At 72.9% G+C, this 12,647-nt stretch carries 10 protein-coding genes; 2 read left to right on the top strand and 8 right to left on the bottom strand.

What is annotated here, in order from left to right:
* Positions 1–92: 92 nt before the first annotated feature.
* The 6 genes from whiA to ABEB09_RS25570 form a co-directional block, all read right to left on the bottom strand.
* Positions 93–1,082, bottom strand: coding sequence for a DNA-binding protein WhiA (whiA, locus tag ABEB09_RS25595; RefSeq protein WP_345692259.1), 990 nt, complete (start codon positions 1,080–1,082; stop codon positions 93–95).
* Positions 1,073–2,206 (bottom strand): gluconeogenesis factor YvcK family protein, encoded by a 1,134-nt coding sequence (locus ABEB09_RS25590; RefSeq protein WP_380840186.1) that lies wholly within the window; start codon positions 2,204–2,206, stop codon positions 1,073–1,075. Before ABEB09_RS25590 ends, whiA begins: the two co-directional genes overlap by 10 nt.
* Entirely contained in the window at positions 2,095–3,057 is a 963-nt protein-coding gene (gene rapZ / locus ABEB09_RS25585) for an RNase adapter RapZ (protein ID WP_345692257.1), read from the bottom strand. The genes ABEB09_RS25590 and rapZ overlap by 112 nt, the downstream gene beginning before the upstream one ends.
* Positions 3,050–5,113: an excinuclease ABC subunit UvrC gene (gene uvrC, locus ABEB09_RS25580; RefSeq protein WP_345692256.1), complete on the bottom strand. Its 2,064-nt coding sequence runs from the start codon at positions 5,111–5,113 to the stop codon at positions 3,050–3,052. The genes rapZ and uvrC overlap by 8 nt, the downstream gene beginning before the upstream one ends.
* A gap of 97 nt (positions 5,114–5,210) precedes the next feature.
* Complete coding sequence (locus tag ABEB09_RS25575; protein ID WP_345694085.1) at positions 5,211–6,092, bottom strand: hypothetical protein; 882 nt, start codon at positions 6,090–6,092, stop codon at positions 5,211–5,213.
* 5 nt (positions 6,093–6,097) lie between these two features.
* The gene (locus ABEB09_RS25570; protein WP_345692255.1) at positions 6,098–6,730 is read right to left on the bottom strand and encodes a papain-like cysteine protease family protein; all 633 of its coding nucleotides are present in this window, start codon (positions 6,728–6,730) and stop codon (positions 6,098–6,100) included.
* Positions 6,731–6,956: 226 nt separating this feature from the next.
* On the opposite strand from ABEB09_RS25570, the gene ABEB09_RS25565 reads away from it, so the two are divergent.
* Positions 6,957–7,907, top strand: coding sequence for a hypothetical protein (locus ABEB09_RS25565; RefSeq protein WP_345692254.1), 951 nt, complete (start codon positions 6,957–6,959; stop codon positions 7,905–7,907).
* 178 nt (positions 7,908–8,085) lie between these two features.
* Here ABEB09_RS25565 and ABEB09_RS25560 read toward each other — a convergent pair whose 3' ends face one another.
* Entirely contained in the window at positions 8,086–8,514 is a 429-nt protein-coding gene (locus ABEB09_RS25560; protein WP_345692253.1) for a Rieske (2Fe-2S) protein, read from the bottom strand.
* A 206-nt stretch (positions 8,515–8,720) separates the two neighbouring features.
* On the opposite strand from ABEB09_RS25560, the gene ABEB09_RS25555 reads away from it, so the two are divergent.
* Entirely contained in the window at positions 8,721–9,617 is an 897-nt protein-coding gene (locus ABEB09_RS25555; protein ID WP_345692252.1) for a carbohydrate kinase family protein, read from the top strand.
* Positions 9,618–9,669: 52 nt separating this feature from the next.
* Here ABEB09_RS25555 and uvrA read toward each other — a convergent pair whose 3' ends face one another.
* Positions 9,670–12,630: an excinuclease ABC subunit UvrA gene (gene uvrA, locus ABEB09_RS25550; protein WP_345692251.1), complete on the bottom strand. Its 2,961-nt coding sequence runs from the start codon at positions 12,628–12,630 to the stop codon at positions 9,670–9,672.
* Positions 12,631–12,647: the final 17 nt, after the last annotated feature.

Genomic DNA, 12,647 nt, shown 5'->3' with positions numbered 1-12,647 from the left:
TCGGGGATGGTGGCCGGGCGCGCCCGGGTACGCAGAAGCCCGGCGCCGTCGTACGGCGCCGGGCATCGGGACTGCATGGGCGGGCGGGAGCCTCAGCCGACCAGGCCGTCCGCCATCTCCTCGGTCAGATTGGACTCCGTGCCGGGGATGCCCAGGTCCTGGGCCCGCTTGTCGGCCATGGCCAGGAGCCGGCGGATACGGCCCGCGACCGCGTCCTTCGTCAGCGGCGGGTCCGCGAGGGCGCCCAGCTCCTCCAGGGACGCCTGCTTGTGCTCCATGCGCAGCCGGCCGGCCGCCGCGAGGTGCTCGGGCACCTCCTCGCCGAGGATCTCCAGAGCGCGCTGCACCCGGGCGCCGGCGGCGACGGCCGCACGGGCCGAGCGGCGCAGGTTGGCGTCGTCGAAGTTGGCGAGCCGGTTGGCCGTGGCGCGGACCTCGCGGCGCATCCGCCGCTCCTCCCAGGCCAGCACGGACTCGTGGGCACCCAGCCGGGTCAGCAGCGCGCCGATCGCGTCGCCGTCCCGGACGACGACCCGGTCCACGCCCCGCACCTCGCGGGCCTTCGCGGCGATCGACAGCCGGCGGGCGGCGCCCACCAGCGCGAGCGCGGCCTCCGGGCCGGGGCAGGTGACCTCCAGCGAGGAGGACCGGCCGGGCTCGGTCAGCGAGCCGTGCGCCAGGAAGGCACCGCGCCACGCGGCCTCGGCGTCACAGGTGGCACCGGAGACGACCTGCGGGGGCAGGCCCCGGATGGGGCGGCCCCGGCCGTCGACCAGGCCGGTCTGCCGCGCCAGCTGGTCGCCGCCGGCCACCACGCGCACCACGAACCGGGAGCCCCGGCGCAGCCCTCCCGGGGCCATCACGATCAGCTCCGAGCTGTGCCCGAAGATCTCCGCGATGTCCCGCTTCAGCCGCCTCGCCGCCATGGCGGTGTCCAGCTCCGCCTCGATCACGATCCGGCCGCTCACCAGGTGCAGACCGCCGGCGAACCGCAGGATCGACGAGACCTCGGCCTTTCTGCAGCAGGTGCGGGTGACGGGGAGCCGGGAGATCTCGTCCTTCACCGCTGCCGTCATCGCCATGGGCCGATCCTTCCATGCATCCGAAAAATACGGTCGTACGCGGCGGCCAGCAGCTCCGGGTCGTGCTTCGGCAGGCCGTCCTTCCTGGCCACGGGGGCCAGCTCGACCGCCGCACCGAGCCGCTTCGCGGCGTCGACGAGCGACTCGCGGTCGGGCACGGCGGCCTCGTCGGCCAGCACCACGTCCAGGGCGAGTTTAGGGGCGTGTCGGGCCAAAACCTCCAAATGACGCTGCGGAGAGAACCCGGCGGTTTCTCCGGGCTGCGGCGCGAGGTTCAGGGAGAGCACCCGGCGGGCCTTCGTCTCGACGAGCGCGTCGAGCAGCTCGGGCACCAGCAGATGCGGGATCACCGACGAGAACCAGGAGCCCGGCCCGAGCACCACCCAGTCGGCGTCCAGCACGGCCGCGACGGCCTCCGGGACGGCCGGCGGGTCGTTCGGCACCAGGTGCACCGACTGGACCTCGCCGGGCGTGAGCGCCACCGTCGCCTGGCCGCGCACGGTGTCCACGTCCTCCGGGCGCTCCGGGTCGTGGCCCCTGACCAGGGCCTGGAGCTCCAGCGGGACGGCCGACATGGGCAGCACCCTGCCGTGCGCGCCGAGCAGCCGGCCGACCAGGTCCAGGGCCTGGACGTGGTCGCCCAGCTGCTCCCACAGGGCGACGATCAGGAGGTTGCCGACGGCGTGCTCGTGCAGGTCGCCCTTGGACTGGAAGCGGTGCTGGATCACCCTGGCCCAGGTCTGGCCCCAGTCGTCGTCGCCGCACAGCGCGGCGAGGGCCTTGCGCAGGTCGCCGGGCGGGAGGACGCCCAGCTCCTCGCGGAGGCGGCCGCTGGAGCCCCCGTCGTCGGCGACGGTGACCACGGCGGTGAGGTCACCGGTGATGCGGCGCAGCGCGGCGAGGGACGCGGACAGGCCCATGCCGCCGCCGAGGGCGACGACCTTGGGCTGCGCGCCGCGTCTGCGGAGCGTACGGGCGGACAGGGTGCTCGTGCGCCTGCGGTACGGCCTCCTCACTCGCGCCCCATGTCCCGGTGCACGACGACGGTCTCGACCCCTTCCGAGGCGAGCCGGGCGGCGAGCTTCTCGGACACGGCGACGGAGCGGTGCTTGCCGCCCGTGCAGCCGACGGCGATCGTGACGTACCGCTTGCCCTCGCGCCGGTAGCCGGTGGCGATCAGCTCCAGCAGCTCGGTGTACCGGTCCAGGAACTCCTTGGCGCCGGGCTGGTTGAAGACATAGCCGGACACCTCCTCGTTCAGGCCGGTGAACGGGCGCAGCTCCGGCACCCAGTGCGGGTTGGGCAGGAAGCGGCAGTCCACGACGAGGTCGGCGTCGACGGGCAGCCCGTACTTGTAGCCGAACGACATGACGGTGGCCCGCAGCTCGGGCTCCTCGTCGCCGGCGAACTGGGCGTCCATCTTGGCGCGCAGCTCGTGCACGTTCAGGCTGGAGGTGTCGATCACCAGGTCGGCGTCGCCGCGCAGCTCGCGCAGCAGGTCGCGCTCGGCGGCGATGCCGTCGACGATGCGCCCGTCGCCCTGGAGGGGGTGCGGGCGGCGGACCGACTCGAAGCGGCGGACCAGGGCCTCGTCGGAGGACTCCAGGAAGACGATCCGGCGGGTGACCTGCTTGGCCTCCAGGTCGGCGAGGGACTCGCGGAGGTTGTCGAAGAACTGCCGGCCGCGCACGTCGACGACGACGGCGATGCGGGCGACGTTGCCCTGCGAGCGGGCGCCCAGCTCCACCATGGTCGGGATCAGCGCGGGTGGCAGGTTGTCGACGACGAACCAGCCGAGGTCCTCCAGGCACTTGGCGGCGGTGCTGCGCCCGGCGCCGGACATGCCGGAGATGATCACCAGCTCGGGGATGGCCGCCTCGGCGGCCTCGCCGGCCTCGATCGTCGTGCCCGTACTCACGTGTGCTGCTCCGTCTTCTCGGTTTTCGCGGTCGTCGTGTGGGACGTGCTCAGTCATCTCGGGCTCCCCCGTCCGTGCGCGGTCCCCCGGTGTCGTCTTCCATGATCTCTCCTGTCGCCGTGTTCACGGCGGGAGCGGCCGGCGCGGCCTGGGCGAGGGCCACGGCCACGGCCTCGGCGGTCTTCCGGCCGAACCCCGGCACCTCGCAGATCTGCTCGATTGTCGCCTGCCGGAGCCGTTTGACCGAACCGAAGTGCTTGATCAGCGCCTTCTTCCTGGCGTCCCCGAGACCCGGCACGGCGTCCAGGGGGCTGGTCCTGAGGCGCTTGTGGCGCTTGGTGCGCTGGTAGCGGATGGCGAAGTCGTGAGCCGTGTCACGGACCCGCTGCAGAAGGTACAGGCCCTCGCTGGAGCGGGGCAGGACCACCGGGTCGTCGTCCCCGGGGAGCCAGACCTCCTCCAGCCGCTTGGCCAGGCCGCAGACCGCGACGTCGTCGATGCCCAGCTCGTCCAGGGCCCGCCGGGCGGCGGCGACCTGGGGCTGCCCGCCGTCGACGACGACGAGCTGTGGCGGGTAGGCGAACTTCCTGGGCCGCCCGTTGTCCTCCGGGCCGCCGTCCGTGTCGGCGTCGGCCGGGACCTCACCGCCCGGGGTGCCGTTCTCGCCGACCCACTCGCCCGTCCGCTCCTTCTCGGCGAGGTAGCGCCGGAAGCGGCGGCTGATCACCTCGTGCATGGACCGGACGTCGTCCTGCCCCTCGCCGTGCCAGACCTGCGTGTCTCCGACACGGCCCTTGATCTGGAAGCGGCGGTACTCGCTCTTGCGGGGCAGCCCGTCCTCGAAGACGACCATGGAGGCGACGACGTCCTCGCCCTGGAGGTGCGAGATGTCGAAGCACTCGATGCGCAGCGGCGCCGTGTCCAGGCCCAGGGCGTCGGCGATCTCCTCCAGGGCGCGCGAGCGCGTGGTGAGGTCGCTGGCGCGCTTGGTCTTGTGCAGGACCAGGGCCTGCTGGGCGTTGCGCCCGACGGTCTCCATCAGGTCCTTCTTGTCGCCGCGCTGCGGGATGCGCAGGGACACCTGGGAGCCCCGGCGGCCGCTGAGCCACTGGGTGACGGCGTCGAGGTCCTCGGGCAAGGCCGGGACGAGGACCTCCCGGGGGACCGCGTCGCCGGTCTCCTCCCCGTACAGCTGCTGCAGGGCGTGCTCGACGAGTCCGGCCGTGTCGACGGCCTCGACCTTGTCGGTGACCCAGCCGCGCTGGCCGCGCACGCGGCCGCCGCGGACGTGGAAGATCTGGACGGCGGCCTCCAGCTCGTCCTCGGCGACGGCGATCAGGTCCGCGTCGGTGGCGTCGGCGAGGACGACGGCGTTCTTCTCCATGGCCCGCTTGAGGGCGTCTATGTCGTCGCGGAGCCGGGCCGCCCTCTCGTACTCCATCTCCTCGGCCGCCGCCATCATGTCCTTCTCCAGGCGGCGGATGTACGTGCCGGTGCGGCCGGCCATGAAGTCGCAGAACTCCTCGGCCAGTTCCTTGTGGTCCTCGGGGCTGATCCGGCCGACGCAGGGGGCCGAGCACTTGCCGATGTAGCCGAGAAGGCAGGGCCGGCCGGTCCGGGCGGCGTTCCGGAACACGCCCGACGTGCACGTACGCACCGGGAAGACCCGCAGCAGCAGGTCGACGGTCTCGCGGATGGCCCAGGCGTGCGCGTACGGCCCGAAGTAGCGCACGCCCTTCTGCTTGTGGCCGCGCATGACCTGGACGCGGGGGAACTCCTCGCCGAGGGTGACGGCGAGGTAGGGATAGCTCTTGTCGTCGCGGTACTTGACGTTGAACCGCGGGTCGAACTCCTTGATCCAGGAGTACTCCAGCTGCAGCGCCTCGACCTCTGTGGAGACGACGGTCCACTCGACGGACGCGGCGGTGGTGACCATCGTGCGCGTGCGCGGGTGCAGGCCCGCCAGGTCCTGGAAGTAGTTGGCGAGCCGCTGGCGCAGGGACTTGGCCTTCCCGACGTAGATCACCCGGCGGTGCTCGTCGCGGAACTTGTAGACCCCCGGCGAGTCGGGGATCTGTCCCGGCTTGGGGCGGTAGCTGGAGGGGTCTGCCATGTCTCACACCCTACTGGCGACCACCGACACTCCGGGCGCGCGCGGGACACCTTCCGGTGGGGACGGAGGCGCCCCGCGCGGCCCGTTCGCCCACCTGTCAGGCCGTACGGCGGCGGCGCAGGCGCAGCGCGGTGAGCGCCGCCGCCACGAAGGCCGCGGCGGTGGCCGACACCGCGGTCACCGGGGCGGCGGACGGGGCGGCCGCGGGCCCGGTGGACGCCGCCGTCACGGGCCCGGCGCCGTGGCGGGGAGGCGCCGCCCGCCCGCCGGCCGGGCCGTGGTCGTAGCCGCCCGCCCGGCCCGCGCCCGCGTAGGCGGAGCCCGGCAGCTTGTCGCCGTAGGCCGCGGTGACCCGGGCGCGGTAGGCGGCGAGCGTCGTGCCGTTCGCCCCCACGGCCCGGACGGCGTCCGGGTCCAGGGGCAGGACCTCGCCGCCCTTGTGGACGTACCAGGCGTCGATCTGCGGCTCGCGGAACACCGTGCCGCCGGGGAGCCTGCGGGTGCCCTGCTCGGCGTACCGGATCTCGTCGTCGCCGGTGGCGATGTTCACGACCTGCCAGCCGGCGCCCTGCCGGACGGTCCACACCGACGCCTTGCGGCCGTCCTGCGCGACCGCTCTGGACGCGTGGAACTCGACGCGGGCGACCGGCGCACCGGGTCGGCCCGCGACGAACTCCGGGGACAGGACGTGCACGGGGACCGGGGCCCCCTCGATGCGGGGCCGGGCGGCGGCCTTGGCGGCCCCGGGCGCCGCGCCGTCGCGGGCGGCGAAGAAGCGGGACAGGGTGTCCAGCGTCGTGGCCGCCGCGGCCGCGTCGCGCGCGGTGGGCGCGGGCGGTAAGGCGGTGCCGCCGGCCGCGGCGGCGGGTGCGGCGAGCGCCAGCAGGACCGTGCCGGTGAGGGCCGTGCCCGTGAGCGCGGTCCCGGTGAGCGTGGTGCCCGTGAGCGCGGCGGTCGTGCGGCGTACGAGGTGCGTCATCCGTCTCACGCCCCGATCCGGTAGAGCGAGTGGGTCCAGGAGAACGAGTTGTTGTCGACGTACCAGGCGTGCGAGGCCCAGTTGTAGCGGTCGCTGGACGGCCACGGGTCGCCCCAGTAGACCCAGCTCCTGGAGTCGTCGTAGCCGTAGATCACGTGCATGTGGCCGCCGCCGCTCGACCACTGGATGCGCGTCTCGACGGGGCGGTCGGCGTTGATCTCGGTCTGCACGGTCGAGTAGCGCAGCCAGCCGTCCACGTACGAGCCGGGGTTGATGCCCGCCCAGCGCAGTCCGGTCTGGACGTTGCCGAGCGTGGCCTGCCAGTTGGGGCAGTCGGTGCCCTGCTGGCGGTTGAAGGCGGCGTTGCAGAACTGGTTCTGGCTGTAGCCGCGGCCGAACCAGGTCGCGATGGTGTTGCCGGCCGCAGCCCAGCACCAGTTGGTCTTCTGCTGGGCCTGCATGGTGATGTCGAGGCGCTTGGCGGCGAGCGCGGACACGGGTGCCCGGTCGTCCTGCGGTGAGGTGGCGGCGGCGGTGGTCGAGGTGGCCGGCACCGTGATCAGGGCGGCGCAGAGGGCCGCCGCGAGGGCGACACCTCCGTTCCGCCGTGGCCGGTGCTGCTTGCGGGTGTTGCTCATCGCGTTCCTCCGAGTGGGGATGTGGGGAGGGAGGAGCGCGTCCGGACGCGTGTCGGGAAGCATCGATCGTTGTCGGGGACAGGTCAACACGCTTCAATGCGGGGTGACGTCGCGGTGTGAAGGAAGCGGTCGCCCTGTGAACGGCCGCCCCGGCCCGACCAGCCGACGCGCGCCCGCGGTCGCGATGTCGTACCGCCCCGTCGTGAACGTTCACTGAGGAGTCCCCATGGGACACACCGAGGCCGATCTGGCGCAGTTGCTGCACACCGGTCCGTTCCATCTGGCGCTGCGCGCGGCCCTGGCGGTGCGCGGGCTGCCGCTCCAGCGGGTGCAGCATCACCTGGCGCACCGCGGCATCAAGGTGGGCGTGACGAGCCTGTGCTACTGGCAGCAGGGCGCCCGGCGCCCGCAGCGGCCCGAGTCGCTGAAGGCCGTGCGGGCCCTGGAGGAGCTGCTCCAGCTGCCCGGCGGCTCGCTGATCCGGCTGCTCGGTGGGGCGGGCGACGGGCAGGACGGCACGGCGGGCGGCCAGGACGGCGCGGCCCGGCCGGCGGCCCGGTCGTACCGGGCGCTGGTCCACACGTCGGGCGTGGTGGAGGCCCTGATAGCCGGGCTGGGCTCACCGGTGGACGGCGGGCTGCACACCGTGGGGCACCACGAGCGGGTGCGGATCGGGGCGGAGCGCCAGCTCGTGGGCCGCGACTCGCAGCACGTGGTGCGGGCTCACCGCGACGGCGTGGACCGCTATCTGGCCATCCACCACGGGGACCCGGGGTGCGATCCGGAGCGGGTGGTGGTGCGGGCCGGCGAGAACTGCCGTACGGGGCGGGTGCGCTGGCACCGGGAGACCGGCGTGGTGGTCGCCGAGCTGCTCTTCGACACGCGGCTGCGCGCGGGCGACACGTATGTCTTCGGGTACGGCTTCGACGACGGTACGGCCGGGGAGAGCGCCGAGTACGTGCGCGGGTTCAGCTTCGCGGGCGGGCAGTACGTGCTGCAGGTGCGGTTCCACGAGGACGCCCTGCCGGTGCGGTGCCGGCGCTTCGCCCAGACATCGGCGGTCGCCCCGCGCGGCGCACGGGCCGACCTCACCCTGAGCGGCCGCCACCGGACCGTACACCTCGTGGAACAGGGCGTACGGCCGGGGCTCCTGGGGATCGACTGGGACTGGGAGTGAGGGTGGGCCCCACGCGGGGCCCGGGCCGTCAGGCCTCGGGCCGTCAGGCCTCGGGCCGTCAGGCCTCGGGCCGTCAGGCCTCGGGCCGTCAGGCCTCGGGCCGTCAGGCCTCGGGCCGTCAGGCCTCGGGCCGTCAGGCCTCGGGCCGTCAGGCCTCGGGCCGTCAGGCCTCGGGCCGTCAGGCCTCGGGGCCGGCGATGAGCTTGCCGTTCTTCACCGTGACCGGGACCTCCGGGAGCGGCACGGTCGCCGGGCCCTTGAGCGCCTTGCCCGTGGCGACGTCGAAACGGCTGCCGTGGCAGGGGCAGTTGCCCTCCGCGCCCTCGATCTTGTCGAGGAGGCAGCCGGCGTGCGTGCACTGGGCGCTGAACGCCTTGTACTGGCCCTTGGCCGGGCAGTGCACGATGAGGCGCTGCTCGCGGTAGAGCCGGGCGCCGCCGACGGGCACCGCGTCGGCCGCGCCGAGGTCGACGGGTGCGGTCGGGGTCGGCGTCTGCGCGTGGCCGAGCTTCGACTCGGTGGAGCAGGCGGCGGCGCCGAGCCCGGCGGCACCGGCGAGCGCGGCGCCTTTCAGCACGGTACGGCGGGCGGCGGGCTGGCCGGGCATGGGCACTCCACGGGGATGGTCGGGACGGCGGCGGCAAGGACCCGTTGCGGGGCATGGACCCGGCTTCGGGCAGGACCCTTCTTCAGGCACGGACCCGGTTTCGGGTACGGACCGGTTGCGGGTACGGACCCGACGATACCGACGCAGATCGGCGGCCCTTCCAGGGGGGCTGTCCTGGTCGGAGGCGATCGACTACGTTCGGGGCCGTGATCGTCGTCGCCGGTGAGGCCCTGATAGACCTGGTTCCCGAGGGGACGCCCGTGGCCGTGCCCGGGCTGTCGCCGCTGGTGCCGCGCCTGGGCGGCGGCCCGTACAACACCGCCGTGGCGCTGGGGCGGCTCGGGGCGCGTACCGGGTTCTGCTCGCGCGTCTCGACGGACGCCTTCGGCGAGGCGCTGCTCGACGGGCTGCGGGGGGCGGGCGTGGACACCGGGCTGGTGCAGCGCGGCGCCGAGCCGACGACGCTCGCCGTGGCGTCGGTCGCGGCGGATGGGTCGGCGCGCTACGGCTTCTACGCGGAGGGCACCGCGGACCGGCTGTTCGAGCTGCCGGAGCGGCTGCCGGAGGAGGCGCGGGCGGTGGCCTTCGGCACGTGTTCGCTGGCCCTGGAGCCCGGCGCGAGCGCGTACGAGGCGCTGCTGCGGCGCGAGGCGGGGCGGGGGCTGCTGACGCTGCTGGACCCGAACGTGCGGCCGGGGCTCATCCCGGACGCGGACGCGTACCGGAAGCGGTTCGCGGGCTGGCTGCCGTACGTGTCGCTGCTGAAGCTGTCCGAGGAGGACGCGGCCTGGCTGGGCGGCACGCCCGAGGAGTGGCCGGCGGCCGGTCCGGCGGCGGTGGTGCTGACGCGTGGCGCGGCGGGCATGACGGTGTGGACGCGCGAGCTGTCGGTGTCCGTGCCGGGCGTCCCCGTACGGGTGGCGGACACGATCGGCGCCGGTGACACGGTGAACGCGGCGCTGCTGCACGGGCTGGCCGGGCGTGACCCGGCGGCGCTGGACGTGGCCGCGTGGACCTCGCTGCTCACCTTCGCCGCCCGCGCGGCCGCGCTGACCTGCTCCCGTCCGGGGGCGGAGCCGCCGTACGCGACGGAACTGGCCTGACGCCCGTGTGACCGGCGGAGGTCCGCCGGTCACACGGGTGTGGTGGGCCGGGTCAGGCCTTCTTGGCGCGGGCCGTGGTCTTCCTGGCCGTGCGCCCACCGTTGCCCTTGGCGTCGACCTTGCCGTTGCCCCTGCCGCCCGCCTTGACCGGGGAGGCGTCGCTGATGCGGTCGGTGTCGAGGATGTCGCGGAGGAACTTGCCGGTGTGGCTGGCGGGAACGCCCGCCACCGCCTCCGGGCTGCCCTCGGCGACGACCAGGCCGCCGCCGCTGCCGCCCTCGGGGCCCATGTCGACGACCCAGTCGGCGGTCTTGATCACATCGAGGTTGTGCTCGATGACGATCACCGTGTTGCCCTTGTCGACGAGGTTCGACAGCACCTTGATCAGCTTCGAGATGTCCTCGAAGTGCAGACCGGTGGTCGGCTCGTCCAGGACGTAGACCGTACGGCCCGTGGAGCGCTTCTGCAGCTCGCTGGCGAGCTTGACGCGCTGGGCCTCGCCGCCGGACAGCGTGGGCGCGGACTGGCCCAGCCTGACGTACCCGAGGCCGACCTCGGTGAGCGTCTTCAGGTGGCGCGAGATCGTCGGGACGGCCTCGAAGAACTCCAGGGCCTCCTCGATCGGCATGTCCAGCACCTCGGCGATGGACTTGCCCTTGTAGTGGACCTCCAGGGTCTCCCGGTTGTAGCGCGCGCCGTGGCAGACCTCGCACGGCACGTACACGTCCGGCAGGAAGTTCATCTCGATCTTGATGGTGCCGTCGCCGGAGCAGTTCTCGCAGCGGCCGCCCTTGACGTTGAAGGAGAACCGGCCGGGCAGGTACCCGCGGACCTTGGCCTCCATCGTCTCGGCGAACAGCTTGCGGACGTGGTCGAAGACTCCGGTGTACGTCGCCGGGTTGGACCGCGGGGTGCGGCCGATCGGCGACTGGTCGACGTGGACGACCTTGTCGACGAGGTCGTCACCGTCCACGCGCGTGTGCCGCCCGGGGACGGACTTGGCGCCGTTCAGCTCGCGGGCCAGGTGCGTGTACAGGATGTCGTTGACCAGCGTCGACTTGCCGGAGCCGGAGACGCCCGTGACGGCCGTGAGGACGCCCAGCGGGAACGACACGTCGATGTCCCGCAGGTTGTTCTCGCGGGCGCCGTGCACGGTGAGCCTGCGGGAGGGGTCCATGGGGCGGCGGATGTCCGGCACCGGGATGGACCGCTTCCCGGACAGGTACAGCCCGGTCATCGAGTCCTTGTTGGCGAGGAGCTGCTTCAACGGCCCGGAGTGGACGACCTTGCCGCCGTGCTCGCCGGCGCCGGGGCCGATGTCGACGACCCAGTCGGCGACCTTGATCGTGTCCTCGTCGTGCTCGACGACGATGAGCGTGTTGCCCATGTCACGGAGCCGGACCAGGGTCTCGATCAGCCGGTGGTTGTCGCGCTGGTGGAGGCCGATGGACGGCTCGTCCAGCACGTACAGCACGCCCACCAGGCCGGAGCCGATCTGGGTGGCGAGCCGGATGCGCTGGGCCTCGCCACCGGACAGCGTGCCGGCCGCGCGGTTCAGCGACAGGTAGTCCAGGCCCACGTCGACCAGGAACCGCAGCCGCTCGTTGACCTCCTTCAGCACCCGCTCGGCGATCTTCTTGTCGCGGGCGCTCAGCCGGAGCCGGCCGAGGAAGTCGGCGCAGTCGCTGATGGACATCGCCGAGACCTCGGCGATGGACTTGTCCATGATCGTGACGGCGAGGACGATCGGCTTCAGGCGCGTGCCCTCACAGGTGGGGCAGGGCACCTCGCGCATGTAGCCCTCGAAGCGCTCGCGGCTGGAGTCGCTCTCGGCCTCGCTGTGGCGCCGCTTGACGAAGGACACGGCGCCCTCGAAGGCGGGGGTGACGTACGCCCGCTCCCTGCCGTACCGGTTCCGGTACCGCACCTCGACCTGGGTCTTGTGGCCGTGGAGCAGGGCCTTCTTGGCGCGCTGCGGCAGGCCGGCCCAGGGGATGTCGGTGCGGAAGCCGAGCGCGTCGGCGAGGCCGCCGATGAGCCGTCCGAAGTACTCCTTGGTGTGGCCGTGCGACCAGGGGTGGATCGCGCCCTCGTCGAGGGAGCGCTCCTCGTCCGGGACGATCAGCTCCGGGTCGACCTCCATGCGCGTGCCGATGCCGGTGCAGTCCGGGCAGGCGCCGAAGGGCGAGTTGAACGAGAACGAGCGGGGCTCCAGCTCCTCGAACGACAGGTCGTCGTACGGGCAGTACAGGTGCTCCGAGTACATCCGCTCGCGCTCGGGATCGTCCTCGGGGAGGTCGACGAAGTCGAGCACGACCATGCCGCCGGAGAGGCCGAGGGCGGTCTCGACGGAGTCGGTGAGCCGGCGCTTGGCGCTGTCCTTCACGGTCAGGCGGTCGACGACCACCTCGATGGTGTGCTTCTCCTGCTTCTTCAGCGTGGGCGGCTCGGACAGCTGGACGGTCTTCCCGTCCACGCGGGCGCGGCTGTAGCCCTTGGTCTGGAGGTCGGCGAAGAGGTCGACGAACTCGCCCTTGCGCTCCCGCACCAGCGGCGAGAGCACCTGGAAGCGGCTGCCCTCGGGCAGCTCCAGCACCTTGTCGACGATGGCCTGCGGCGACTGCCGGGAGATCGGCCGGCGGCACTCGGGACAGTGCGGCTTGCCGATGCGGGCGAACAGCAGGCGCAGGTAGTCGTAGACCTCGGTGATGGTGCCGACCGTGGAGCGCGGGTTGCGCGAGGTCGACTTCTGGTCGATGGAGACGGCCGGCGAGAGGCCCTCGATGAAGTCGACGTCCGGCTTGTCCATCTGGCCGAGGAACTGCCGGGCGTACGACGAGAGGGACTCGACGTACCGCCGCTGGCCCTCGGCGAAGATCGTGTCGAAGGCGAGGGAGGACTTGCCCGACCCCGAGAGCCCGGTGAAGACGATGAGCGAGTCGCGTGGCAGGTCGAGCGAGACGTTCTTCAGGTTGTGCTCGCGCGCGCCACGGACGATGAGACGGTCGGCCACGCCGGGTCCGCACCTTT

It is taken from the genome of Streptomyces coeruleoprunus, from assembly GCF_039542925.1.
In the GTDB taxonomy this organism is placed as follows: Bacteria; Actinomycetota; Actinomycetes; order Streptomycetales; family Streptomycetaceae; genus Streptomyces; species Streptomyces coeruleoprunus.
Note: the sequence above shows the minus strand (reverse complement) of the source record. Positions and strands in the feature narration are given on the sequence as shown.